20 protein-coding genes and 1 tRNA gene are annotated in these 26491 nt (G+C 60.4%); 14 read left to right on the forward strand and 7 right to left on the reverse strand.

Features of this window, described 5'->3' with window-relative positions:
• Nucleotides 1-7: 7 nt before the first annotated feature.
• The gene (locus AD666_RS16775) at nucleotides 8-1168 is read left to right on the forward strand and encodes an aromatic ring-hydroxylating dioxygenase subunit alpha (RefSeq protein WP_053154173.1); all 1161 of its coding nucleotides are present in this window, start codon (nucleotides 8-10) and stop codon (nucleotides 1166-1168) included.
• Here the strand turns inward: AD666_RS16775 and AD666_RS16780 are convergent.
• On the reverse strand, nucleotides 1151-2056 hold the full coding sequence (locus tag AD666_RS16780) for a LysR substrate-binding domain-containing protein (RefSeq protein ID WP_053154176.1): 906 nt from the start codon (nucleotides 2054-2056) through the stop codon (nucleotides 1151-1153). The two genes, AD666_RS16775 and AD666_RS16780, sit on opposite strands and share 18 nt — an antisense overlap.
• 92 nt (nucleotides 2057-2148) lie before the next feature.
• On the opposite strand from AD666_RS16780, the gene AD666_RS16785 reads away from it, so the two are divergent.
• Genes AD666_RS16785 through AD666_RS16805 form a run of 5 tightly spaced genes read left to right on the forward strand, consistent with a single transcriptional unit; the run spans nucleotide 2149 to nucleotide 10355 of the window.
• Nucleotides 2149-3084 (forward strand): DMT family transporter, encoded by a 936-nt coding sequence (locus tag AD666_RS16785; RefSeq protein WP_053154178.1) that lies wholly within the window; start codon nucleotides 2149-2151, stop codon nucleotides 3082-3084.
• A gap of 37 nt (nucleotides 3085-3121) precedes the next feature.
• Nucleotides 3122-7198, forward strand: coding sequence for an SDR family oxidoreductase (locus AD666_RS16790; RefSeq protein ID WP_053154181.1), 4077 nt, complete (start codon nucleotides 3122-3124; stop codon nucleotides 7196-7198).
• Complete coding sequence (locus AD666_RS26125) at nucleotides 7195-8202, forward strand: NAD(P)-dependent alcohol dehydrogenase (protein WP_172679641.1); 1008 nt, start codon at nucleotides 7195-7197, stop codon at nucleotides 8200-8202. The genes AD666_RS16790 and AD666_RS26125 overlap by 4 nt, the downstream gene beginning before the upstream one ends.
• A 26-nt stretch (nucleotides 8203-8228) precedes the next feature.
• Nucleotides 8229-8861, forward strand: coding sequence for an adenylyl-sulfate kinase (gene cysC / locus AD666_RS16800; RefSeq protein WP_053154188.1), 633 nt, complete (start codon nucleotides 8229-8231; stop codon nucleotides 8859-8861).
• A gap of 27 nt (nucleotides 8862-8888) precedes the next feature.
• The gene (locus tag AD666_RS16805; RefSeq protein WP_053154191.1) at nucleotides 8889-10355 is read left to right on the forward strand and encodes an FAD/NAD(P)-binding protein; all 1467 of its coding nucleotides are present in this window, start codon (nucleotides 8889-8891) and stop codon (nucleotides 10353-10355) included.
• Between the two features lie 460 nt (nucleotides 10356-10815).
• Here the strand turns inward: AD666_RS16805 and AD666_RS16810 are convergent.
• The 5 genes from AD666_RS16810 to AD666_RS16830 all read right to left on the reverse strand — a co-directional run bounded on the left by AD666_RS16810 (nucleotide 10816) and on the right by AD666_RS16830 (nucleotide 14566).
• Nucleotides 10816-10891: transfer RNA gene (locus AD666_RS16810), tRNA-Gly, on the reverse strand.
• Between the two features lie 63 nt (nucleotides 10892-10954).
• Entirely contained in the window at nucleotides 10955-11515 is a 561-nt protein-coding gene (gene pgsA / locus AD666_RS16815) for a CDP-diacylglycerol--glycerol-3-phosphate 3-phosphatidyltransferase (protein WP_053154194.1), read from the reverse strand.
• 32 nt (nucleotides 11516-11547) lie between these two features.
• A complete protein-coding gene (gene uvrC / locus AD666_RS16820) occupies nucleotides 11548-13371 on the reverse strand; it encodes an excinuclease ABC subunit UvrC (protein WP_053154197.1) in 1824 nt (607 codons plus the stop codon).
• A gap of 2 nt (nucleotides 13372-13373) precedes the next feature.
• On the reverse strand, nucleotides 13374-14015 hold the full coding sequence (uvrY, locus tag AD666_RS16825; RefSeq protein ID WP_082339821.1) for a UvrY/SirA/GacA family response regulator transcription factor: 642 nt from the start codon (nucleotides 14013-14015) through the stop codon (nucleotides 13374-13376).
• A 116-nt stretch (nucleotides 14016-14131) separates the two neighbouring features.
• Nucleotides 14132-14566, reverse strand: coding sequence for an N-acetyltransferase (locus tag AD666_RS16830; RefSeq protein ID WP_053154203.1), 435 nt, complete (start codon nucleotides 14564-14566; stop codon nucleotides 14132-14134).
• A gap of 636 nt (nucleotides 14567-15202) precedes the next feature.
• On the opposite strand from AD666_RS16830, the gene AD666_RS16835 reads away from it, so the two are divergent.
• Nucleotides 15203-16273: a 3-deoxy-7-phosphoheptulonate synthase gene (locus tag AD666_RS16835; protein ID WP_053154206.1), complete on the forward strand. Its 1071-nt coding sequence runs from the start codon at nucleotides 15203-15205 to the stop codon at nucleotides 16271-16273.
• Here the strand turns inward: AD666_RS16835 and AD666_RS16840 are convergent.
• Nucleotides 16262-17356 (reverse strand): hypothetical protein, encoded by a 1095-nt coding sequence (locus AD666_RS16840; protein ID WP_256222687.1) that lies wholly within the window; start codon nucleotides 17354-17356, stop codon nucleotides 16262-16264. The genes AD666_RS16835 and AD666_RS16840 overlap by 12 nt on opposite strands.
• A gap of 325 nt (nucleotides 17357-17681) precedes the next feature.
• Here AD666_RS16840 and AD666_RS16845 point away from each other — a divergent pair, with 325 nt between their 5' ends.
• The 7 genes from AD666_RS16845 to AD666_RS16875 all read left to right on the forward strand — a co-directional run bounded on the left by AD666_RS16845 (nucleotide 17682) and on the right by AD666_RS16875 (nucleotide 26203).
• Complete coding sequence (locus AD666_RS16845) at nucleotides 17682-18560, forward strand: triacylglycerol lipase (protein WP_053155367.1); 879 nt, start codon at nucleotides 17682-17684, stop codon at nucleotides 18558-18560.
• A 97-nt stretch (nucleotides 18561-18657) separates the two neighbouring features.
• Nucleotides 18658-18939, forward strand: coding sequence for a peptidylprolyl isomerase (locus tag AD666_RS16850; RefSeq protein ID WP_053154209.1), 282 nt, complete (start codon nucleotides 18658-18660; stop codon nucleotides 18937-18939).
• 161 nt (nucleotides 18940-19100) lie between these two features.
• Nucleotides 19101-20969: an extracellular solute-binding protein gene (locus AD666_RS16855; RefSeq protein ID WP_053154213.1), complete on the forward strand. Its 1869-nt coding sequence runs from the start codon at nucleotides 19101-19103 to the stop codon at nucleotides 20967-20969.
• The gene (locus tag AD666_RS16860; protein WP_053154216.1) at nucleotides 20969-22027 is read left to right on the forward strand and encodes a microcin C ABC transporter permease YejB; all 1059 of its coding nucleotides are present in this window, start codon (nucleotides 20969-20971) and stop codon (nucleotides 22025-22027) included. The genes AD666_RS16855 and AD666_RS16860 overlap by 1 nt, the downstream gene beginning before the upstream one ends.
• A complete protein-coding gene (locus tag AD666_RS16865; protein WP_053154219.1) occupies nucleotides 22027-23049 on the forward strand; it encodes an ABC transporter permease in 1023 nt (340 codons plus the stop codon). The genes AD666_RS16860 and AD666_RS16865 overlap by 1 nt, the downstream gene beginning before the upstream one ends.
• Before the next feature lie 14 nt (nucleotides 23050-23063).
• On the forward strand, nucleotides 23064-24644 hold the full coding sequence (locus tag AD666_RS16870) for an ABC transporter ATP-binding protein (protein ID WP_053155369.1): 1581 nt from the start codon (nucleotides 23064-23066) through the stop codon (nucleotides 24642-24644).
• 143 nt (nucleotides 24645-24787) lie between these two features.
• Nucleotides 24788-26203, forward strand: a complete 1416-nt coding sequence (locus AD666_RS16875; RefSeq protein ID WP_053154222.1) for a sigma-54-dependent Fis family transcriptional regulator — start codon at nucleotides 24788-24790, stop codon at nucleotides 26201-26203.
• Nucleotides 26204-26491 lie beyond the last annotated feature (288 nt).

Below are 26491 nucleotides of genomic sequence, written 5' to 3' on the forward strand. Positions count from 1 at the left end.
AGGTCCCATGACCGGCGCCCCTTCACCCTTGCACTTGGTTCGCGGGTTCGACATCGACCCTTTTGCGTCTTTTACCTTACCTAACGAACATTACACTGACAGCCAGTTATTCGACCGGGAAATGGAAGCGATTTTTGCACGTACCTGGCAATACGTCTGCCACATCTCCGCCCTGCCCAACGCGGGTGACTATCGAGTGCGCGATCTCGGCCGCCGCAGTGCTCTCGTGGTTCGGGACAAGGATGGTACGCTGCAGGCGTTCCATAATGTCTGCCAGCATCGCGCGCATCGACTGGTGGAAGGCAGCGGCCATGTACCTGGATTATTGACCTGCCCCTATCATGCCTGGACCTACAATACCCATGGACAGTTGATCAGCGCCCGTAAATCCGAACACCTCAAAGACTTCAGCACGGATCAGGTTCAACTCAAACCGGTACGCCTGGACGTATTCTGCGGTTTCATATTCATCAACTTCGACTTGCACGCGCGGCCTATGCAGGCCTTGCTGCCTGGTCTTGAAGCATCAATTCGAACCTTCTCACCAGCACCGGAAAAGCTGTTTCACGCCTACTCCAAAGAATATGGCGTGCAGTCCAATTGGAAAGTCTCCGTGGAAAACTACTCGGAGTGCTACCACTGCCCGATGTGCCATCCCACACTCTCGACGGCGACCCTTGACCTGAAGAGTTATCACCTGGCGATCCACGAGCACTATCACGCCCACCTCAGCAGCGACAGTGGTGCGAACCAGGGCTATACGATGAAGGAAAGCTCAACACGGTCTCGCGAATTCGGCGCATGGTATCTGTGGCCGAACTTTTGCCTGGAGGTCTACCCCGGGGGCTACATGAATGTATTGCATCATCTGCCAATCAGCGTCGACAAGACCCTTCAGGTAGTCGAATGGTTCTGCACGCAAGCACTACCCTCTCAGGAAGAGCAGGAGGTGATCGATTTCGTCGCCGTGATCCGTGAGGAAGATATTCCCTTGTGCGCCAGTGTACAGCGTGGCCTGAACAGTGATGGCTACCAACAAGGTCGCTTCATCGTCGACCCAGCATTGGGAGCCAACAGCGAACATGCTGTACACGACATTCAGAAAAAAACCCTGGCTGCGTTGGGACTGCTGCACGCAGGCCGGGAGGGTTCATTCCCCGAAGGATGAAGTCAACCATTCCAGTACCTGGCGAACCGGCGGACTCAGGTTCTCATCACGCCACTTGTACACACTCAGGGCTTCCGGGAGATGAATCGATTCGGAGAAAGGACGCACCAGTTCACCACTGGCGAGCATCTTTTCACTGGTCCGGCGCCACCCAAGGGCGAAACCCAGTCCTTCGACACAGGCCTGCATCATGACCGGGTAGCTGTCATAGAACTTGCCCTTGAGTTCTCCGGCCCTGATGTGGAACTCCCCTAGCCAGTCGCTCCAGGTACTCCAATACTGGGGGGTGGCGACATGATGCAGCAAAGGCAAGTCCGCCAAGGTCTGCAAGGTCAGTGGCCGGTCACCCAAAGATGCCAGGTAACCGGGACTGCATACCGGAAACACGTCATCACTCAGGGTAAACAGCAGAGTGTGATCGCCGGATGGCCGGCCTGAGGTCTGGATGGCGATATCAAATTTTTCGGCGGTTTCGGTAATGGGCTGGATGGACGCATTGAGGCGAACCTCCAGATCAGGGTACTTCCTGTGCAAGGGTGAGATATTCGGCGTCAACCAGTAGAAGGCTTCGCACAATTGAACCTCCAGGACGATTTCGCTGTTGTGTCGTCCTGATTTCAGGTCTTCGGCCCGCGACGCAATGCCCAGGAACGCCGTGCGCACTGCGTCGCGAAACTCGGCGCCCGCCTCGGTCAGGAATACGGCTCGATTTCTACGGATAAACAACGCGACACCGAGAAACTCTTCCAGGGCTCGAATCTGTTTACTGATCGCTGCCTGGGTGAGATGCAACTCGTCCGAGGCCTTGGAAAAGCTTTCCAGACGGGCCGCGGCTTCAAAGGGAACCAAACTGGAAAGTGGGGGCAGTGAGCGTTTGAAGTTATCCATAATTTTCATTCCTCCTGCGTAACCATAAGTCACTTTAACTGCAATTCGAGCTCAATCAGAATCCTTGAGGTCGATCACATAAAGGACCCGTCATGTCTGCGACAACAACGGTTACGGCCGCCGAAAACCGACAAAGCATCCTCATCGTCGTGGGTTCGGTGTTCCTGTTGTCAGTGTCAGACGCGCTTATCAAGGCCACCAGTACCGAGACATCGATGTGGCAGCTTTATGTGATCCGCTCGCTCCTGGCCATTGGCATGCTCGCCGCCTTATTGATGTACCGCCGCGACACAACGCAACAGTGGCCACTCTCCCCCTTGTGGGTAGGAACGAGAAGCCTGTTGCTTGCCTTGATGTGGATCGCCTTTTACAGCGCCCTGCCTTTTATCAGCCTGACCATCGCCGCGTTGGCAATCTATACGACACCTCTGTTTATCGCTTTGTTCTCGGCAATCACCCTGAAAGAGCATGTCACACCGCGCAAATGGCTGGCCATCTTGGTGGGGTTCGTCGGGGTCGTGGTCACACTCAGGCCAAGTCAGGGTGACTTCAACCTATGGACTCTGCTGCCCGTGCTCGCGGCCATTTTCTATGCGCTCGCAGCGGTCGTGACCAAGGGCAAGTGCGCGAAGGAGGTACCGATGCACCTGGCCTTGGCTCTCAACATCGTCCTGCTATTGATGGGCATGGTCGGCAGCGTTGTCGTCGCACAGACCGGCCCTCACCTACCGGGCAATGAGGGCCTGCGTTTCCTGGTGGGCGGTTGGTCGCCGATGGCGATCAGTGACTGGGGCGTGATGGTGCTGCTGGCGGTCCTGATGGTACTGGTCAGCACCGGCATTGCCCGGGCCTATCAAATCGGCGAAACCTCGATCATCGGCGCATTCGACTACACCTACCTGATCTTCGCCATCGCCTGGGGGGCCTTGCTGTTCAACGAAGTGCTCAATGGCCGCACCGCGGCCGGTCTGGCCCTGATCCTGATTTCAGGCTTCATCCTGCTGAAAAAGCCCACCGCCACTCGCTGAACGCTTCACATGCACAGGCCTTAACAAGGAGCTGTTTATGCTGACGTCATCTCATTACCTGCCCAATGTGATCCTGTGGGCGGTGTCTCGCAGCCGCTCTACCGCTTTCGAGCGGGCCGTAATGCAGCACCCAGACGTCAGGGTGTTGCATGAAAGGCTCTCCGAGCCCTTCCTGGCCAAGCATTTTCCCGAAAAACATGCGTTGATTGAACAAACCCGTCGGATCAATAACGGGCCGCCCGGAATCACCGACTACGTCGATGCGATGGCATTGCTCGGTGAACCTCCAGCACCACCACACCGCTTGCAATTCTCCAAGGAAATTGCCTACTTCGTCGACTTCGATTCGGTTGATAGCACGTGGCTGGCACAGTTCAGGCATGTGTTCCTGGTCCGCCAACCGTTGGATGTGATGCGGTCGCTGTACCGTGTCAGCCAGAGCGGCGGCACGACCTATTTCGACGCGGATGAATCCGGCTTCGATGAGCTGGCTCGCATCCATGAGCGGGTACTTGAACAGTGCGATGCCAACCAGGTGCTGTACCTGGACAGTGATGCCGACTTGATGGGTGATACGCGGGGCACCCTGGCGCGCTTTTGTGATTTTGCCGGTATCGACTTTTCGCCTCGCCTTTTGAGCTGGGAACCGGAAAAGGTCGAACAGTGGCAGTTTTTCCAAGGCTGGCATGACGATGCCGAGCGCTCCTGCGGCTTTGCCCAAGTCGCGCACCCGCAAATCACCTTCCCGGAAACCGTCGAATCCACGGCGCGGGACAAACAGCCCCTCTACAGGTTCTTCCACTTGGCGGCCGCCTGGCAACGGGCGCCATCTATGGCGGATCACCTCGTTTGCCTTTATGAACCGGTAGCGGCACGGCTACGGGTGCTGTTGTTGGCGTCGACAAGGCAGCAGCATCTACGTGCCTTGCGGTGGGCAGCGCAATTGCCTGACGACTATGCTGTCTGGTTATTGAGCAGCCCTGCGCACAATCATTTCGATGCGCTTACCCGCGAAGTCGAACAACTGCAAGACTTGCCCCTCGTGACACTGACGACCGCTGAAGAACCCGTGTCGCTTGAGTTCGTAAGGCACCTGGGTCATCGCCAGCTCTGCCTGATCTGCCCCGACAGCCCGCAAGCACGCCAGACCGAAGTTGCGTTGATCATCGTCGAGCGAGATAACCCGGCGACAGATGAAATCAGCTCACGGATCGCCCAGCATCAATGGGCGGCAGCCCAACACAGCCGCCAACAGCAGATCAGGACCCAATGTCTCAACGCCTCAATCCGCGCACCATCCCCCTCTTGGCACGCGCGCCTGCATGCGTTGCTGTGCGATGCGCCAGACACCATTGTCGCGGTCAGTCCCCAACACAGCCTGAGCGCTCGCGAACTGAATGCCCAGGCCTGCAATCTGGCTGAGCGCCTCCTAGACATGTGCCCCCATGGGGGCTGGGTCGCAATCCGCCTGGACAAGGACCTGCGCACGCTGGTGACCATGACCGCCTGCAGCCTGCTGCGCTGGCCATACCTGGACATCCCTCACTGGTACGGTACCGACGCGACCGCGGACATCCTGGCGAAACTCGACCCAGTAGCCGTGGTGGGAGATACCCTCACCCTCAAGCCCCTGGCAGACCGCTACCGGTCGCTGGTGCTGGACCATCTGCCGGAGCACTGCGGCGAAGCGCGCGAGCTACGGGCGCAGCCGTTCGGGGACGTCGCTTATGGTTTGCTGACCTCCGGCACCACGGGCATGGCAAAGGTGGTCACTATTGCTGACAACGGTCGCCTCGATTCCCTCGCATTCTGGCAACAGCACATCCGACCCGGTGACCGTGTGGGGCTCAATGCCTGGATGACCGGCTATGTGTATTACCCTATCTTCAGCGGTGCGGTTGCCTGCCTGATTCCGGACGCCATGGTGCTGGATCCCCACGCCCTCACAGGCTTTATCCAGGACAGCCGTCTCTCTCAACTTATGATAACGCCCAGCCTGGTAGCCGGCCTGCTGCAAAACGAGCAGGCGTTCCAACAGGCATTTCGCACCGTGCACACTCTCTGGCTGAGTGGCGAGCAACTGCCCGACGCGATTCGCGAACAACTCGAACGTTGCCTGCCCCACTGCCGGATACTCGATCTGTATGGCTCGAACGAAGCCGGGGACGTCGCCCTGATCGGCCCCGCAGGCCGCTTGCACCTCACCCCCGGCACCGAGGCCTACGTGTTGGACTCGACACTTGAATGCGTTCGCCTGGGCAGTCCCGGCGAACTCTATGTGCACTCACCGGGACTCACACCAGGCTATCTCCACAACGATGCGGCCGATCAGGCAGCGTTCATAACCAACCCGCTGGCGCTGACCCAGCCGGAACTGGCCCGACGGCTGCTGCGTACCGGTGATATGGTGCGACTCACCGAGGCCGGAAACATCCATCTGCTGGGCCGCAGCACCACGCATTTGAAGCTGCGGGGGTTCAAGGTATTCAGCAGCGACGTAGAACGTGTCCTGGTTGCTCACCCCGAGGTGCGCACGGCCTTGGTCACCACGCGAGGCGACGGGCTTGACCTGCAACTGGTCGCCTTCGTCACGCCGGCGGACCCCGAACATCCGCCCCTGGCCACCGTGCTGCGGCATTGGGCGAGTCAACACCTGCCCGCTTTCAGCGTTCCGGTGGCCTATTTCCTGAGCCCCTCGATCCCGGCCGGTGCCAGCCAGAAGCGCCTGGGCGCGCACCTATTGCTGCAACTGCCATTGGTTTCCCTGCCGGATGACGAACCGTCGCTCACGCCCTTGCAATCCCGGGTCGCCGCCTTGTGGGGCGATTGCCTGCGCCTTCAGGGTGTCACCCTGGGCCCTGACAGCGACTTCCTCGAGATGGGCGGCAGCCTGTTGCTGCTGGAGCTGATGAACCTGATTAACCGCACTTTCCGCGCCGATCTGTCTGTTGCCGACATCACCCGTAATGCGACCCTGGCAGGCATTACGCAGTTGCTCGCTCTTAGGCTCCAAGGGGAATCCGTGCAGGAGGCCCCCTTCTCGGTCGATGCCGAAACCGAGCTTTACCTGTCCCGGCTGCAAGCACCTGTGGCGCATGTGCCGCCGCGCCAGGCACGGCGAACGATCCTGGTTACAGGGGCTACGGGGTACCTGGGACGGATGATTGTTCGCCAATTGCAACAGACGACGGGCGTGGAGCGCATTCTGTGCCTGGTGCGGGCCGATAGCCCGGCTCACGCGCAGCAGCGGGTGGCCGATCTGGGGCCAGTAGAGGTCGTGGCTGCGAACCTGAGCCAACCCAGGCTAGGCCTGTCACCCGAGGCTCACCGGCAACTGTCCTCGGAAGTCGATTGCATCATTCATTGCGGCGCCGAGGTCAACTGGCTCAAGCGTTATGAACGCCTGGCCGAAACCAATGTAGGCGGCGTCCTGGAGATGCTGCGCCTGGCTGCCCTGGGCGGTGCCGGCGTCATCTTCGCCTCGACCCTGCCGGAAACGATCCCGACGACCGGCTACAATCGAGCCAAGCTGGTTGCCGAACGCGTGGCGATAACGTTCTGTGAACGGACAGGAATAGATCTGAACATCCTGCGATGTGGTGACATCAGCGCCCCCGTCCACGCCAGTGCCTGCGACCGCATCAACCCCGACGACTACGTCGGACTGATGATTCGAAGCTGCCTCGCACTCAAGGCCTGGCCAGCACAAAGCGACTGGTCGCTGAATCTCACGCCGGTCGATTATGTCGCCCGGATCTTCGTGCATTGCGCCCTCGGCCAGCCGACGACGCACTCGGCACCGATCCATCACCTTTACAACCCGGTGAGCACCCGCTGGGTACAAATGTGCACCTGGATCCAGACACTCTTAGGGACGAACCGGTTCACGGCCCTCCCTTTGGCCGAATGGCAAGCCAGACTCAAGACCCAGGCACCCGGCAACCCCGTGCTCCAGCGCACGTTGCTGATTCTTCCGATGATCATCGCCGACTTCGAGCATTTCAGCCATCCGGCCCCGTTACACCTCGCGCATCTGAAATGCCCGGTGATCGATGCCGAATGGACGCAGCAATACCTCACGGCGCTCCACCTACACACAGGAGAGACCCCATGACGCATACCACCACCGGATGGGCGGCACATAGCCCGGGCTCGCCGTTGAAGCCTTTTACTTATCCACGCTCGGACCCGGGTCCCAATGAAGTCGAGATCCGGGTCACCCATTGTGGAGCCTGTACCAGTGACCTGCATTTGATCGAAGGTCATTGGGGCGAAGCATCTCAATACCCACAAGTATGTGGTCATGAGGTGGTGGGGGAAGTAGTTCGCAGCGGGTCTTTGGTAGCGGGGCTCGCCTTGGGACAACGGGTCGGCGTCGGTTGGTACAAAGGTGCATGCCTGGCCTGCGAGTGGTGCTTGAAGGGTGAAGAGCAGCATTGCCCAAACGTGGTGCCTACCTGCAGCGATGGGCACCGAGGGGGCTTCGCGGACTTTTTGACCTGCGACGCACGGTTTGTATTCGCCATCCCCGACGCACTGCCCTCCCCCATGGCAGCGCCTTTGTTTTGTGCAGGACAGACCGTGTTCACCGCACTGCTGCACGGTACGCGTCCGGACATGCGGGTCGGCGTTCTGGGGATTGGAGGGCTGGGCCACCTGGCCATTCAGTTCGCCTCCAAGTTCGGGTGCACCGTGACCGCGCTGTCGAGCTCAGAAGACAAGAAAGCCCAGGCCATGGAGCTGGGTGCTCGCCACTTCCACACCCTGGATCCGGCCACGTTGCACGCACAGGAAAACACCCTGGACTTCCTGCTGGTGACCGCCTCCAACGATCAGGACTGGGCCAGCGCCATCGCCTTGCTGCGCCCCCGCGGCACCTTGTGTTTTGCCGGCATGCCCAACCCGATCACCTTGGACATCGCAGCCATGACCTACAAAACCCTGACCGTCTCCACCGCCAACGTCGGCGGGCGTCACGACATGCTGCAAATGTTGGCATTTGCCAGCGAGCATCGCGTCTGGCCGTTGGTCGAAACCTTCCCGGCGACACGCATCAACCATGCCCTGGATGCGCTGCGCAACAACCAGGTGCGTTATCGCGCGGTCATTGAGCTCTGATCATACAAGCTCCACGGAGATACCTCATGCCCTCTTCGCTGGCACTACCGCCTACCGTTCATTCACATTCGGATCTGGTCCTCCATGACTTTGAAATCGGACGTCAGGACCACTCCGACCTGAAAGGCCATCGTTCTCTCCTGTTGTGGTTCACCGGCATGTCCGGCGCGGGCAAGTCGTGCATTGCCAACCGGGTCCAGGCCAACCTGCATAAGCATCGACTACACACCTGCCTGTTGGACGGCGACCGGCTTCGTCAGGGCCTGACCGCCGACCTGGGCTTTGCCGATGACGATCGCAAGGAAAACATCAGGCGTACGGCCGAGGTGGGCAGATTGATGGTGGACGCCGGCGTGATCACCTTGGTATGCCTGATCTCGCCGTTCGAACAAGAACGGCGCATGGCCAGGGCTCTCTTCGCCCCTGACGATTTCATTGAGATATTCATTGATGCGCCACTGGCAGTCCTGGAGCGACGAGACCCCAAAGGGTTATACGCCAAGGCACGTCAGGGCCTGATCAAGAACTTCACCGGTATCGACTCCCCTTATGAGCGCCCTCTGTCTCCCGACATCGTGATCGATAGCGCAGCGGCTTCTGTCGAGCAGGCAGCACACACTATCGAAACATTCCTGCACCACCGTCGGTGCTGGAACTAGCCATTACGTCACCACAGGGCAACTATCATGAAGACGCTTGTCATCGTCGGTGCCGGTTTCAGTGGTGTGGCCACCGCGGCACAGATCCTGCGCAGCGGTTGCACCAACCTGCATATCATATTGATCAATCGCACGCGGGCTATGGCCCGAGGGCTGGCCTACGGCACCAACAGCCCCCTCCACTTATTGAACGCCAGCGTTGGAAAAATGAGCGCGCTGGACGACGTTCCGGAAGACTTTCTGAGGTTCTGCAAAAGCCGGCACTACGATGTCGAGCCCACCTCATACGTCAGTCGCAGCCTCTATGGCAGCTACTTGAACGATGTCCTCGACAGCGCTGAACGATTCAATCCTGGCGTACAACTGTCACGGATTGTCGCGCAGGTCACACAGGTGCAACCCTACGGCGACGGCGCCCAGCTCAAGCTGTCAGACGGGCGTACTTTTGAGGCGGATCATGTGATCCTCGCCTTTGGCAACTTCCCTCCCGCCGACTGCTGCAACTTGAACAAGACCTTGCGCCCGGAAACTTATGCGCACGATCCCTGGGAACCACCCACTTGCTTGGCGTCTGATCCAGCCGCCGCGGTACTGTTGATCGGCACTGGCCTGACGGCGGTGGACATGGCGCTGCAGCTCGTCCAAAAGGGCCATCGAGGCCCTATCCATCTGCTCTCGCGGCGCGGGCTCTTGCCCTTGGGTCATCTTCAGGAGGCCATTGCGCCTCTTTCCGCTCCAGTGCACCTGGGACGCGGCTCGCCTCGACAATTGATGGCGACGCTGCGCAAACGGGTCAAAGCGCACCAGCACCAAGGCGGCGACTGGCGAGCCGTGGTTGACAGCCTACGCCCCTGGGTACAAAAACTCTGGTCGGCGATGGATACCGCGCAGCAGCGACAATTCCTGCGACATGTCCAGCCTTGGTGGGACGTCCACCGTCACCGTTTGGCACCTGCGACTTTCGAACATTTTCAGCATTATCTGGACAATGGCCAGTTGACCATTCATGCCGGCAGGCTGATTAACGTGGCGCTGCTGGGCGAAGGCCTGATTGTCGACTTTCGACGGCGCAGCGACCAGGCAACTGAATCGCTCAAGGTCAGCAGAATTATCAATTGCACCGGTCCCAATCTCGATATCCAGCGAGTCGAGTCTCCCTTGGTCAATAATTTGCTGAAGCAAGGGCTTATCAGCGCCGCCCCTTGTGGTTTCGGGATCCAGGTGGACGAGCAATTGTGCGTATTGGATCAGCAATATCAACCGATACCCTGGCTTAGTTACGTGGGCCCCATGCTCAAAGCCCAGTATTGGGAGGCCACGGCAGTACCCGAGCTGCGGCGTTTTTCTATCAAGTTGGCCACCCGCATAACCACCTTGCTAGCAGATGCACCTGTGAGCAATGGACTGCGTCCCAAGCTGCGTGAAACGCCTCAAGACCAGTTGTCGATTGCCAGTGACCGGAAAAGCACGCCACAGGCAGGAAGGCGAACGTAGCAGTAGCGGATAGAGCCAGAGCAGACCAACGATCCCGGGCTCAACCCTAGGATTTGTCGGCACCGGGTGGAGAAGCAAATGCCACCGCCAGCATTCTTTGCCAGTCGTTCGAACGCGACGAAGCCCAATTGCCCAGGAAGCCGAACGGGTCGTCGAGTACCTGAGCGAATTTAAAAGCTGATACGGAATCTGCCAATGAGGGCCCCCAAGGTCAAGCTGACAAAGCCATTCTCACAGGATGAACAAGGTATAAGGCCGCTTCCGAAGACGTCCCAACCTCCCCTGCCCAGAGGTGTATAGAATGATATCAATGTCTTTGGGGGATGAATAAGGTGAGAAGCTACGCCTCAGAAGCGATTCGAGGGCGCTTTGCTCAAAAACGCTAACCACTCCATGCCCCTGCACACAAATTTTAGGCAAAAAAAAAAGCCACTCATCTGAGTGGCTTTTTTCTGAATCTTGGAGCGGGAAACGAGACTCGAACTCGCGACCCCGACCTTGGCAAGGTCGTGCTCTACCAACTGAGCTATTCCCGCGTCTTGGTGTGGCGCATTCTATAGATTCAGATTACGCCGTCAACCCTTTGATTCAAAAAAGTTTTATTTCGAGTCCACGTCGGTCCGCAGATGCGGCCAGGCGGCGCGCAGGTACTGGACCATCGACCAGAGCGTCAGGCCTGCGGATATCAGCAGCAAGGCGTAGCCGAGCAATACCCAGAAGCTGAAGTCCGACGGATTCGCCAGCAGGATAACCAGGGCCAACATCTGCGCGGCGGTTTTCCACTTGCCGAGGTTCGACACGGCCACCTGGGCGCGGGCGCCGAGTTCGGCCATCCACTCCCGGAGTGCCGAGACGACGATTTCGCGACCGATGATCACCGCCGCCGGCAAGGTCAGCCAGAGGTTACCGTGCTCCTGCACCAGCAATACCAGGGCCACCGCGACCATCAGCTTGTCGGCCACCGGATCGAGAAAGGCACCGAATGGTGTGCTCTGTTTCAACAGCCGGGCCAGATAGCCATCCAGCCAGTCGGTGGCGGCGGCGATGGCGAACACCGAGGCGGACGCCACATAGCTCCAGTGGTACGGCAAATAGAACAGCACTATGAAGATCGGGATGAGCAGGACACGTAGAACGGTAAGCAGATTTGGGATATTCATCGGCACAACTGGCTGCGAGGTTGACGGGCATTCTACTCGCTATGCAGGTTTGCATAAATCGACTCAGCGAGCTTTTTACTGATACCGGGTGCTTTGGCTATCTCCTCGATGCTGGCACGAGACAGCTCCTGCAATCCACCGAAATGTTTCAACAGGTCGCGCCGCCGTGTCGGGCCGACGCCTGCCACACCTTCCAGCGTCGATGTACGGCGGGTCTTGCCTCGACGGGCACGGTGTCCGGTAATGGCGAAACGGTGGGCTTCGTCACGGATCTGCTGGATCAGGTGCAACGCCGGCGAATCCCCTTTGAGGGTGAATTCATGGGCTGCATCGTTCAGGTACAGCGTCTCGAAACCGGCCTTGCGCGTCGCGCCCTTCGCCACGCCCAACAGGATCAGGTCCGGCACCATCAGTTCATTGAGCACATCCCGGGCCATGGACAACTGCCCTTTGCCGCCGTCCACCAGCAGGATGTCCGGGAGCTTGCCCTCCCCGTCCTTGAGTTTGCCGAAGCGGCGCATCAGCGCCTGATGCATCGCGGCGTAGTCATCGCCGGCGGTCACGCCTTCGATGTTATAACGCCGGTAATCGGACTTTATCGGACCTTCCGGACCAAACACCACGCAGGACGCCACGGTGGCCTCGCCGCTGGAATGGCTGATGTCATAGCACTCCAGCCGCTGGGGCGGTTCGTCCAGATTGAGTACGTCAGCCAGGGCATCGAACCGCGCCGCGACGTGCTGACGATTGGCCAGGCGCGCACCCAGGGCCTGTTCGGCGTTGGTCACGGCCAGTTGCTGCCAGCGTGCACGGGTGCCGCGTACGCGATGGCTGATGGTCAGTTCACGACCGCGCAGCGTATGAATGGCTTCGATCAGGGCCGGAAAGTCCTCATGGACCACGTTGACGATCAGCTCGCTCGGCAAGTCGCGTTCAGGACTGCTGACGTAGTACTGGCCGAGAAAGGCCGACATGACCTCGGCCACATCTTCCTCGATACCCACCTGGGGGAAAAAGTTCTTGCTGCCCAGCACCCGGCCGCCCCGCACGCTGATCAGGTGAACGCAGGCGCCGCCCGGATTGATGAACGAAGCGATGACGTCGACGTCGCCACTGCCACCCTCCATGCTCTGCTGGTCCTGGACACGACGCAGCAGGCCGATCTGATCCCGCAACTCGGCGGCCTTTTCGAATTCAAGGTTGATCGCCGCCTCTTCCATCGCCGCCGACAGTTCATCGGTCAGTGCATTGCTGCGACCTTCCAGAAACATCACCGAGTGGCGCACATCCTCGGCATAGACCTGGGGCTCCACCAGCCCGACGCAGGGTGCCTTGCAGCGTTTGATCTGGTATTGCAGGCAGGGTCGGGTGCGGTTCTTGTAGTAGCTGTCTTCGCACTGGCGGACGAAAAAGGTCTTTTGCAGCAGGCTCAGGCTTTCACGAATCGCCCCGGCGCTGGGGTAAGGACCGAAATACCGGCCCTTGGCTTTCTTGGCCCCACGATGAATGCTCAGGCGCGGAAACGCCCCATCGGACAAAAACACGTAGGGGTAGGATTTGTCGTCCCGCAGCAGGATGTTGTAGGGCGGCCGCCACTCCTTGATCAGCGTCTGCTCGAGCAGCAGCGCTTCGGTCTCGTTGGCAGTGATGGTGGTTTCGATTTGCGCGATGCGCCCCACCAGAGCGGAGGTCTTGGGAGCGAGTCCGGTCTTGCGAAAGTAGCTGGCCAGACGCTTCTTGAGGTTCTTGGCCTTGCCGACATAGAGCAGGCGCGCATCGCTGTCGAACATGCGGTACACGCCTGGGCGGCCACTGCACGTAGACAGGAAAGCGCTTGGATCAAACAGTTCGGTCATTGTCAGGCGCTGGCATCGACCATGCCGTGACGCACCGCCAGCAAGGTCAACTCGACGTCGCTGCTGATCGAAAGCTTCTCGAAGATACGGTAACGGTAGGTGTTGACGGTCTTGGGCGACAGGCACAGCTTATCGGAGATGATCTGCACCTTCTGGCAGCCGACGATCATCAGGGCAATCTGGATCTCCCGCTCCGACAACGCATCGAAGGGCGACTCGGTGGTCGGCTGGAACGACTTGATGGCCAGTTGCTGGGCAATCTGCGGGCTGATGTAGCGCTGGCCGGCGAATACCAGTCGGATGGCCTGGACCATTTCGTTCAGACCGGCCCCCTTGGTGATATAACCCGCCGCTCCCGCCTGCAGGAGCCTAGTCGGGAACGGATCTTCTTCGCAGACGGTCACCGCGACAACCTTGATATCGGGGTGGCTGCGCAGCAGTTTACGCGTGGCTTCAAGACCGCCGATGCCGGGCATCTTCACGTCCATCAGTACCACATCAGGCTTCAATTCACGCGCCTTGATCAGGGACTCTTCCCCGGATTCGGCCTGGCCAACCACCTGCAGACCGTCGATGTCAGCCAGCATTCGTGTAATGCCCGTACGAACGAGATCATGGTCATCGACCACTAACACCCTAATCAAGCAGACACCTCACGATTGGTCTTATATGGGTTGCTTCACACCTTAGCAAAAAAGCTGTCGACAGACCTAGCGCAAAGGGGCATTTAAAAGTTACAACACATGCAGGTTCCGATGCGTCAAGCATCGGCGTCTCGCTGCATCCTCAGGAAACATTCATCCTCCCCCACGACGCGCAGCCCCAGCCGTTCGTAGAGCCCACGGGCCGGGTTGTCCCTGAACACCGTCAGACGCAGCGCCGGCCGACGCTCCAACCTCACCATGCTCCACACCTGTGCGATCGCCCAGGTACCGGCGCCCTGCCCACGGAATGCTTCGGCGATCTGCAGCTCTCGGATGTACAACGCCCTGGCGTCACGACTGAGACTGACAAAACCCACTACCTGGTCATCGTGGCAGATGATCCAGTTCTGGCGAATAATCCAGGCCAAGTCGAACGCCTCATCCTGCCAGAGCAAATCATGGCGCAGGTGGTAAGGGAGCATATTGGTGCAGGTCAACTGCCGGGCGAAGCCGATGTCCCCGGCCTCGGCTGCGCGCCACTGGAAACTCATGGTTACCTCGTGAGGGTTAATCAAGGATTTAGCTGACTTGGCATAACGTTGAAGTCTGTCACAAAGCCCGCCAGACTCAACCATCCGGAGCGGCACCTATACCCGATAGAATTTTCTTATTGAACCGGCGCACTGCCGTCGAGTAAGCTCAGGCCCATTCATCGGAGACGCACCATGTCAAACGCCCTCTTATCGCTCCACACCGCCAGCGCCGCACGCTCGGTTGCGGCTGCGCGGGCGAACGGCGTCCAAACTCCGGTCAACTTTTATTTTGGGTATTGGTTTAGCCACTGGCGCGCCTGATACCCCACCGGCGCCCACTGCAAACGGGTCGCCTTCCAGAGTTTTCCAAACCCCCGGTCGGCCTCCCGACCGGGGGTTTTGTTTTTCCGACCCAACACTTTTTGCAACACCCGACAAACTTGAGGATTCAGCCATGAACTACGCCACTTATTACCGTTACGACACGTTTGCCGCCTGGCGATTTACCAGCCACCGCTCGGGACAGCCTGCCGCCTCCGATCGGTCACCTCTCGGTGGCATGCCTGCATTGCCGGCCAATACGGCCAATTGTCGAACACCTCAATAGGACTGACGCGCGGGAACGAACCCGCTGCTCGTCCAGGAAGCCAGATCATGAACTCGTCCGTCTCCGCTTTGCCGCTGTCCTCGCTCAACCCTGCCAATGAAGCCCTCACCCTGCGGTTGCCGAGCTCGCTGCAGCTCAAACAGCAGTTACCCCTGAGCCATGCGTTGAGCCAGCAGGTCAACGGCCACCGCCAGGCCGTCCGCTCGATCTTGAACGGTGAAGACCCCCGCCTGCTGGTCATTGTCGGTCCCTGCTCTATCCACGACCCGAAATCCGCGCTCGAATACGCCGCGAACCTGGCCCGTCTTGCCCATGACGTGCGCGACAGCATGCTGCTGGTGATGCGCGCCTACGTGGAAAAGCCCCGCACCACGGTGGGCTGGAAAGGCCTCGCATACGACCCCCACCTGGACGGTAGCGATGACATGGCCACTGGCCTGACGCTGTCCCGTGAACTGATGCGCGAAGTGCTGCGACTCGGACTGCCCGTTGCCACGGAGTTGCTGCAACCCATGGCCGCCAGCTACTTCGACGACTTGCTCAGCTGGGTCGCCATCGGCGCCCGCACCACCGAATCCCAGATCCACCGGGAAATGGCCAGCGGCCTCGGCATGCCGGTCGGTTTCAAGAACGGCACGGACGGCGGGGTCGGCATCGCCTGCGACGCCATGCGTTCCGCCGCTCACCCCCATCGGCATTTCGGCGTCGACAGCCAGGGCCATCCGGCGATCATCCAGACCCAGGGCAACCCCGATACCCACCTGGTGCTGCGGGGCGGCCACCGAGGGCCGAACTATGATCGCCAGAGTGTCATGCAAATACACGACGACCTGAATCGTCTGAAGATACCGGCCCGGATCATGGTCGACTGCAGCCACGCCAACAGCGGCAAGAACCCGGCGCGCCAGCCGCAGGTATTCAATGACGTGCTGGAGCAGCGTCTACAAGGGAACCGCTCGTTGGTTGGCATGATGCTGGAAAGTCACCTGTTCGAGGGCTGCCAGCCCATCAGTCCGTCGATGCGCTATGGTGTATCGGTAACCGACGGTTGCCTGGGCTGGGACGCCACCGAACAACTGCTGCGCCAGGCCCATCGCCAGTTGGTTTCAGCCGCTTGAATGTTCAAGGGCGCCCTCTCCCTCGAGGGCGCTTCGGGAACGAACGGCAACCAGCACCCCGGGAAACTGCTGGCTCACATCGTCCAGCCGCTCGACCTGATAGCGAATACGCACGGACCGGCCAAGCTGGCCGTGCCAATAAGCGGCGGGCACCGTAAAGGTGATCGGCTGGCCAACCATGGCCTCGACGATTTCGCGCTCCTCGACATGGCTGTAGTTTCCGTCACATTGCAGCCAGATCCACTCACCGGCCTCGAAGCCGCTCGCCTCGATGATCACGGTGACCCCGTCGCGCAGGGCGTCAACTTCCAGCTCACCATCGCTCACGCCCAGGAGCCGCGGTGCCTTCAAGGCAGGGCGTACCAACGGGCCGATATGCAGCGACAGGGTCTCGGCGCGACGCACCGCATGCCCACGCCTGACGATGTATGCCAGGTCCAGCTGATGTCCGAGATGCGGGGCCAACTGCGAAGCATCCAGCCAGAACGACACTTCGCGACCGACGGCATGGGCCTCGATGTCCAGCACATCGCGCCACAGTGCCCTGCCGCTCCGGCTGCCTATCAGGATCAGCCGGTCCCCGACCGCCATTCTGGGATAAGGCCGGATGGCCACACAGGTGCCATCGGGTACTCGACCGGGGTCAAGGGTGCCGCCCACGGCATCCCTGGCAATGGCCGGCAAGAGTTGCAAGGGCGCATCGCCGATCACCAATTGCAAGGGTTCCGAATCCATCGATGCCGGCAAGCGTCTTCCGGTCACGCGATAGGAAATTTCCAATGAACCGCTGTCCAGCTCGACGATATGAGGAGCTCGCACGACAAAGGTGACATCCCGATCGATTTGTCGCTCCGTGACGTAGCGACGGACTTCGTATCGGTACGGCTCGCCATCCGAATTGAGGCCATGCCAGAACAGCGTCACCTCATCACCACACGTCATCATCGGATAGGGTCTGATGTTCACGACGACTTTGGGCCAGGCAGGGTCGATCACCTCTCCCCTTGCCGCCGTCAGAAGGGGTGCCCGCAATGTCTTGCGGGCATTGGGCCGGTGTCGCCGGCCTGACAGTTCAATGCTCATGTGCAACTTCCAATCCTTGGATGAAGGCGCCGCTCCCGTAGAGCGCCCGACAGGACCATTAAAGCGCTGCCGCACGCGATGCACAGTCAGACGAGACGACAGCGCCAGTGGTCCCTTTGCACCCAAAACTGTAGCCGCACGCCACCGGACCTATCGGACCTGTCCGGATACCAACCCGCCCACTTGAACGAACTGCTGATCTTTCCCGCTTCATTAATTCCGTTTTCGACGAGCTGGAGCGGTTTCTTCCTACACCTTCACTTAAGGGCCTGCATTAGAGTGACGTCGTCAATTCAACATGAACCTCTTCGAAAAAGGTACGAACATGCAACGGAATGCAACCACTCAATTTCCCATCCTGTTGGTCCATGGTTTGTTCGGGTTTGACAGGGTCGCAGGGGATCAACTTTTCCATGGAATCAAACAGACATTGCGCGCCGCCGGTGCACGGGTCTTCATTCCCTACCTGTCGGCCACCTATACGAACGAGGCACGCGGGGAAGAACTGCTGGCTCAGGTCGACCGCGTCCTGAGCGGAACCGGCGCCACCCGGGTCAACCTGATCGGTCACGGGCAGGGTGCGCTGGCGGCCCGTTACGCCGCCGCCGTGACACCGGACCGCGTCGCCTCGGTGACGTCGGTCAGTGGCCCCAATCATGGCTCCGAACTGGCCGACTTCCTTCGCAAGGCACTCACCCCCGGACGCCTGCCGGAACACGTGGCGAGCAGGGTTGCGACGCTGTTTGCCGATTTCATTTCATTACTGGGCGGCCAGGCGCAGCTGCCTCACCACGCCATAGCGGCATTGGGGGCGCTGACCACCGAAGGTGTAGGCGCGTTCAACGACAAATTTCCCCAGGGGTTGCCAAAGAACTGGGGCAGCAAGGGGCCGGACGTCGTCAATGGCGTGCGTTATTACTCCTGGAGCGGCACGTTGCAAGACGTCTGCGGCGATATCCCCGACGCGACAGCTCCCTACCAGACATTCTGCCGCGCTTTTTCCGAATATTTCATCACCGAAGCCGGGCAGAACGACGGTCTGGTCGGACGATTCAGCTCACACTTGGGTAAGGTCATCCGCTCCGACTATCCAATGGATCATATGGACGCCATTGACCTGGGGTCCGGGCGCGCCCGCAAGGGCGCAGACCCTGTGGCGCTTTATGTAAAACATGCCGAACGCCTGCGCAAAGCCGGCCTTTGATCCACCGGTTCAAGGTTTTGACGCAATTTTGACAACAACCCTCAGTCGAATCCGGTAGGCTCAATACCTTTGAAATCATTGAAAGGAATTTTTCTCCATGGCCCAAGCCACTGCCCGCCACATCCTGGTTTCCACCGAAGAGAAGTGCAACGAACTCAAGGCCCAGATCGAAGCCGGCGCCGATTTCGCCGAAGTCGCGAAAGCCAACTCTTCCTGCCCGTCCAGCCGTCAAGGCGGCGATCTGGGTTCGTTCGGTCCAGGCCAGATGGTCAAGGAGTTCGACACCGTGGTGTTCAGCGCCCCGATCAACGTGGTGCAAGGCCCGGTCAAGACCCAGTTCGGCTACCACCTGCTGGAAGTGACCAGCCGCAAGGACTGACCCCGGCTTATCGACATGAAGCCCACCTTGTAGGAGCAAGGCTTGCCCGCGATTGCTGCGCCGCGGTCCAACCGTTAAGCCGCGTTATCGTTCATCGCGGGCAAGCCTTGCTCCCACAGGTCTTGCCCTTACAGATAATCCCTTCGCCGCAAGGGTTGACAATGCAACTGGCGTTCCCCTCACTGTTCTTGACCGCCCTACTCCTGCTGACAGGCGCCACTGGTGTGGATGCCGCACCGCAGCATGCCCTGACCGTCTATGGCGAGCCGGCCAAATATCCCGAAGGCTTCAGCCACTTCGCCTACGTCAATCCCCGGGCGCCCAAAGGCGGAACCCTGCGCCGCTCGGCCATCGAGATCGGCCAGTTCGACCATCTGTTGCCCTATATCGACAAGGGTATCGGCGTCAGCCAGATCGACGGTTTGCTGTATTCGCCACTGGCCCAGCGTTCCCTCGATGAGCCTTACACCGTCTACGGCCTGGTGGCGGAGAAAATGGAACGCGCCGACGATGGCCTGTCCCTGCGCTTCTACCTGAACCCCAAGGCGCGCTTTGCCGATGGCAAACCCATCACCGCCCAGGACGTGCGCTACAGCTTCGAGCTGCTGATGACCCAGGGCAGCCTGCGCTATCGCACCCAGTTAGCAGCCGTCAAAGGCGTCGAGGTGGAGTCCGAACGCACCGTTCGCTTCGACTTCAAGAACAACGAGAGCCGCACCCTGCCCCTGGACATCGCCACCCTGCCGGTCTTTCCCGAACATTGGTGGAAGACCCGGGATTTCGCCGGCGGAGGTGGCTACGAGGCACCGTTGGGCAGCGGCCCGTACCGGGTCGGCAAGGTCGACTCCGGACGCAGCATCACGTTCGAGCGCAATGCCGACTGGTGGGGCAAAGACCTGCCCGTCAGCCGTGGGCTCTACAACTTCGATCACTTCAGCATCGAATATTTCGGTGACACCGACGTGGCGCGCCAGGTGTTGCGCGGCGGCGCCTACGATTACAACCGCGAATTCTCCGCCACCGGCTACTCCATCGGCTACGACAGCCCGGCGCTGCGTGACGGTCGCCTGCAGAAGGCCCACCTGGCCACCGAGGCCCCGCAAACCGCCCAGGGCTTTGTGTTCAACCTGCAACGGCCGCAGTTCCAGGATCGCCGCGTACGCCAGGCCCTGGCCATGCTCTGGGATTTCGAATGGAGCAACCGGCAGATGATGCGCAACCTTTATGTGCGCCAACAGAGCTTCTTTTCCAACACCGACCTGGCAGCCCGGCAACTACCCGACGCGGGCGAACGGGCGATCCTCGAACGGTTGCGCGGCAAGATCCCCGACGAAGTCTTCACCCAGGTGTTCGAAGCGCCCAAGACCGACGGCAGCGGCGTGATCCGGGACAAACAACTGCAGGCCCTGGCGCTGCTGGAAGAAGCCGGCTGGAAACCCGACGGCGACCGCCTGGTGAATGCCGAGGGCGAACCGCTGAGCTTCACTTTCCTCAACAGCCAGAACGGTATCGACCGCCTGCTGCTCCCCTACAAGCGGACGTTGAAGCAGATCGGCATCGACATGAGCATCCGGCGCATCGACCCGTCCCAATACATCAATCGCCTGATGAGTCGCGACTACGACATGATCATCACCGGCTATCCTGTCAGCACTTCGCCGGGCATGGAGCTCTATAACTATTTTGGTTCGGCGGCGGCCAACGATCCGGGCGCCAACAACTACATGGTCCTGCAGGACCCGGCCGTCGATACCCTCATCGATGGCTTGGTCAAGGCCACGACCCAAGGCGACATGCTCCGCCATGCCCACGCCCTGGACCGGGTGCTGCAATGGAACTACTACTGGATACCCAACTATTACCCGCCGGGCAGCTCCACCGTGTGGTGGAATCGCTTTGGCATTCCGAAAATCCAGGCCAGCAATGACGAAGCCATCGAAAGCTGGTGGGAGATCAGCACCACGCCACTGACCAACGAGCAGATGACCGCCGAGCGCATCAAGCGCGGTTCACCCGGAGGGCCGCACTGATGTGGGCTTACATCGCACGGCGCCTGCTGCTGATCATTCCGACACTGGTCATCATCCTGTTGGTGAATTTCGTCATCGTGCAGGCCGCACCGGGCGGACCGGTGGAACAGGCCATCGCCCACCTGCAAGGCATCGGCGGTGCCAGTGTCGGCAGTTCCGGCAGCGCCATGACCGGCAGCTCGCGGGCCAGTCGCGGCCTCGACCCGCAACTGATCAAGGACATCGAGAAACAATACGGCTTCGACAAACCGGCCCATGAGCGCCTGTGGCTGATGCTCAGCAGCTATGCCCGCCTGGACTTCGGCAAGAGTTTCTTCCGCGGTGCCACGGTCACCGACCTGATTCTTGAAAAAATGCCGGTCACCATTTCCCTGGGGCTCTGGGCCACGCTGATCACCTACCTGGTGTCGATCCCGTTGGGGATTCGCAAAGCGGTGCACCACGGTTCGGCCTTCGACATGTGGAGCAGCACGGCGATCATCATCGGCTATGCGATGCCGGCGTTCCTGTTCGCCATGTTCCTGATCGTGATGTTTGCCGGCGGCACGTCGCTGAACTGGTTTCCGGTGCGCGGGCTGGTGTCGGACAACTTCGAGTCGCTGTCGACCCTGGGCAAGATCGCCGACTACTTCTGGCATCTGGTGCTGCCGGTGACGTCGCTGGTGATCGGCGGCTTCGCCACCCTGACGATCCTGACCAAGAACTCGTTTCTCAATGAAATCACCCGCCAGTACGTGGTCACGGCGCGGGCCAAGGGCATGAGCGAACGCCGCGTGTTGTATGGCCATGTGTTCCGTAACGCGATGCTGCTGGTGGTGTCGGGGATTCCCCAGGCCTTCATCAGCGTGTTCTTTGCCGGGTCGCTGCTGATCGAGGTGATCTTTTCCCTCGATGGCCTGGGACGCATGAGCTACGAGGCCGCCGTATCGCGGGATTACCCGGTGGTGTTTGGCTCGTTGTTCATCTTCACGCTGTTCGGCCTGATCATCAAACTCATCGGCGACCTCTGTTACACCCTGGTGGACCCGCGCATCGATTTCGCCGCGAGGAACGCCTGATGTTCAAGCTCTCGCCCTTGGGCCGACGGCGCTTCGAGCGCTTCAAGAAGAACCGGCGCGGCTGGTGGTCGCTGTGGCTGTTCATCGGCCTGTTCATTCTGACCCTGGGTGGGGAGTTGATCGCCAATGACAAGCCCCTGGTGGTCAGCTATCAGAACACCCTGTATTTCCCGGTGTTCAAGCGCTACACCGAGCAGGCGTTTGGCGGACAACTGCCGTTCCAGGCCGACTACCGCAGCAGCTATGTGCAGGACCTGATCCACAAGGGTGGCGGCTGGCTGCTGTTTCCGCCGATTCCGTTCAGCGACGACACGCCCAACTACGACCTCAACCAGCCGTCTCCGAGCCCACCCTCCTCCGTCAACTGGCTGGGTACCGACGACCAGGCCCGGGATGTGTTGGCCCGAGTGATCTTCGGCGCACGGGTGTCGATCCTCTTCGCCCTGGCACTGACTGCCATCAGTGCACTGATCGGCATCGCCGCCGGTGCGTTGCAAGGTTATTACGGCGGCTGGGTCGACCTGCTGGGACAACGCTTGCTGGAAGTCTGGTCCGGGCTGCCGGTGCTCTACCTGCTGATCATCCTGTCCGGCTTCGTGGAGCCGAATTTCTGGTGGCTACTGGGGATCATGGCGCTGTTTTCCTGGCTGGCCCTGGTGGATGTGGTGCGCGCCGAGTTCCTGCGCGGGCGCAACCTCGAATACGTCAAGGCGGCCCGGGCCCTGGGCCTGGGGGACCGCAAGGTGATCGTGCGGCACATCTTGCCCAACGCGATGAACGCCACCTTGAGTTACCTGCCGTTCATCCTCACCGGGGCGATTTCCACCCTCACGGCCCTGGACTTCCTCGGTTTCGGCATGCCGGCCGGCAGCGCATCCCTGGGTGAACTGATCGCCCAGGGCAAACAGAACCTGCAAGCGCCATGGCTGGGGCTGACGGCATTTTTCACCCTGGCGCTGATTCTTTCTCTTCTGGTGTTCATTGGAGAGGCATTGCGTGACGCCTTTGACCCACGATCATGAAACAGAATCCTGAGATGAACGAAAACCTGGTTGAAATCCGCGACCTGAGTGTGGCCTTCAACGACCACACGGTGGTGCGTAACCTGTGCCTGGACATCCGCCCCGGTGAGTGCCTGGCCCTGGTGGGCGAGTCTGGGTCGGGCAAGTCGGTGACAGCCCATTCGATCCTGCAACTGCTGCCGCAAACCGAGAGCCGCACCACCGGCAGCATCCGCTATCGGGGCCAGGAACTGGTAGGCGCCGACGCCGGAACCCTGCGCGAGCTGCGCGGCAACCGCATCGCGATGATCTTCCAGGAGCCGATGACCTCGTTGAATCCGCTGCACAGCGTAGAGAAGCAGATCGGCGAAACCCTGATGCTGCACAGGGGGTTGGGCGGCAAAGAGGCGCGCCAGCGCATTCTCGAACTGCTGGCCCTGGTCGGCATCCAGAAGCCTGTCGAACGGCTCAAGGCCTACCCCCATCAGCTGTCCGGCGGCCAGCGGCAACGGGTAATGATCGCCATGGCCCTGGCCTGCGAGCCAGAACTGCTGATCGCCGACGAGCCGACCACCGCACTGGACGTCACCGTGCAGCGCAAGATCCTGCTGCTGCTCAAGTCATTACAGCAACGCCTGGGCATGTCGTTGCTGTTGATCAGCCACGACCTGAACCTGGTGCGCAGCATCGCCCAACGGGTCTGTGTGATGAAGGCCGGGGAAATCGTTGAACAGGCACCGTGCGAAACCCTCTTCAGCGCGCCGAAACACCCCTACAGTTGTGAGCTGCTGCATGCCGAGCCGGAAGGCGAAGCCTTGCCCCGGGACGAGCGCGAAGACGTGTTGCAGGTGCAGGATTTGCGGGTGAGTTTCGCCCTGGGCGGCGGGCTGTTCCGGCGCAAGGAATACCTGCGGGCCGTGGACGGCATCAGCCTGAACATCCAGCGCGGCAAGACCCTGGGTATCGTCGGCGAATCCGGCTCCGGCAAGTCGACCCTCGGCCAGGCGATCCTGCGACTGATCGAATCCGAAGGCCGTATTCGCTTCCAGGGCCAGGCACTGGATCATTTGTCGCAGAAGGAACTGCGGCCGTGGCGCAGACAGATGCAGGTGGTGTTCCAGGACCCGTTCGGCAGCCTTAGCCCACGGATGTCGGTGCAACAGATCATCAGCGAAGGCCTGGAGGTCCACAGCCCGTCCAGCGCCCGGGAATGCGAGGCCCGAGTGATACAGGCCCTCGAGGAGGTCGGCCTCGATCCCCAGAGCCGCCATCGCTACCCCCATGAGTTTTCCGGCGGTCAGCGTCAGCGCATCGCCATTGCCCGCGCGCTGGTGCTCAAGCCAGCCCTGATCCTGCTGGACGAACCGACCTCGGCGCTGGACCGTACCGTGCAAAAACAGGTGGTCGCCCTGCTCCGACAACTCCAGGAAAAACACGGCCTGACCTACCTGTTCATCAGCCATGATCTGGCCGTGGTGCGTGCCCTGGCCCACGACATGATCGTGATCAAGGACGGCAAGGTCGTCGAGCAAGGCCCCAGCCATGAGGTGTTCGAGTCGCCCAGACATCCCTACACCCAGGAGCTGTTGGCGGCGGCGCATCCGGAGTGGGCATAATCGAGCCTTGAAGCTGGACCGCGTCGTGGCCTTCGCGGGCAAGCCCGCTCCCACACTGGATTTGAACGACACTGAGTATCCTGCGTGGGAGCGGGCTTGCTCGCGAAGAGGCCCGGACAGAAACCACTCATCCTGGAATGACCATGACCCCCACCGAAAACCTCAAGGACTACAAGCGCGTACGCACGCTGGCGATCCGTTCGCTGTTCGAGATCATCGAGCAGTCCAGCGAGGGCACGGTGATCGTCGACCGCGATGCGAATATCGTCTGGATGAACGAGCGATACGCCCGGCGCTTCGGCCTGAACTCAGCGCAGGAGGCGATTGGCCGGGCTTGCGAGAGCGTCATCCCTGGCAGCCTTTTGCGCGAAGTGGTACGCACCGGAAGGCCGATCCTGCTGGACATACAGGACATGCCCAAGGAGCCGCTGGTGGTCATGCGCCTGCCGATCCACGACAGTGCGGGCGCGGTGATCGGCGCCATTGGTTTTGCCTTGTTCGGCGAACTGCACAGCCTGTCGCCGATGCTCAAACGCTATCAGAGCATGCAGGAAGAACTGGCCTCCACCCGTTCGCTACTGCGGGCACGGCAGGCCAAATACAACTTCGCCCACTTCATCGGTACCAGCAGCGCCGGCCTGGAGGTCAAGCGTCGCGCCCGCCGCAGTGCCAGCGCCGACTCGCCAGTGCTGTTGCTCGGCGAGACCGGCACCGGCAAGGAGTTGTTGGCCCAGGCGATCCATAGCGCCTCGCCACGGGCGCACAAGGCGTTCGTGAGCATCAACAGCGCCGCGATTCCCGAATCGCTGCTGGAAGCCGAGTTTTTCGGTACCGCCCCCGGTGCCTTCACCGGAGCCGACCGCAAGGGCCGCCCCGGCAAGTTGCAGATCGCCCAGGGCGGCACGCTGTTTCTCGATGAGATCGGCGATATGCCGTTGCCACTGCAAAGCAAGCTGCTGCGGGTGCTCCAGGAAAAGGAATACGAGCCGGTAGGCTCCAACGAGGTGCTGCAAAGCGATGTGCGGGTCATCGCCGCCACTTCCACGGATCTGGAAGCGGCGATCAAACGGGGCGAATTCCGCGCCGACCTGTACTACCGCCTCAACGTGCTGCCGATCCAGGTTCCGCCGTTGCGCGAACGTTTGGACGACCTGCCGGCCCTGAGCGAAGCGATCCTCGAAGAACTGCGCAGCCAGCACGAGCTGAACGACGACGCACTCGATCTGCTGGGACAACATGCCTGGCCGGGCAACATCCGGGAGCTGCGCAATGTGCTGGAACGGGCGGCGCTGCTCAGCGACAACCCGGTGCTCACTGCCGCCGACATCCGCGCTGCCATCGGCACCTTCACACCGGTGACCCGCACGGCAAGCGCTGGCGTGGAACTGTTGTCGCAGGAGACTTTCGCCCAGGCCCGGGCCCGATTCGACCGGCAACTGATCGAATCCACCCTGGCGCAATGCGGGGGCAAGGTGGTGCAAGCGGCGGAGCGGTTGGGGTTGGGGCGGTCGACTTTGTATAAGAAGATGGTGGCGCTGGGGATTGCCGAGTCTCTGTAACGAGACAATATATCTCTATTTTTGGACTAGCCATTTGGAGTGCTTCGCACTCATCGCGAGCAGGCTCGCTCCCACAGTTTATCGCGTACACTGCTCCCTTTGTGGGAGCGAGCCTGCTCGCGATGAGGCCAGCAAGCCCCCCGAAAATCTCAAAACAGAGACAAAATTCTGATCCCTCATCGACACTCTAAAAATTATCCATATATTTCAATAAGTTAAGCATCTGGCACAAAACTCGCTTACCCGTCTCCTACCGCTTCATCACAACAATAACAATCCAGGAGACAC

The organism is Pseudomonas sp. Pf153, from assembly GCF_001269775.1.
Classification (GTDB): Bacteria; Pseudomonadota; Gammaproteobacteria; order Pseudomonadales; family Pseudomonadaceae; genus Aquipseudomonas; species Aquipseudomonas uvaldensis.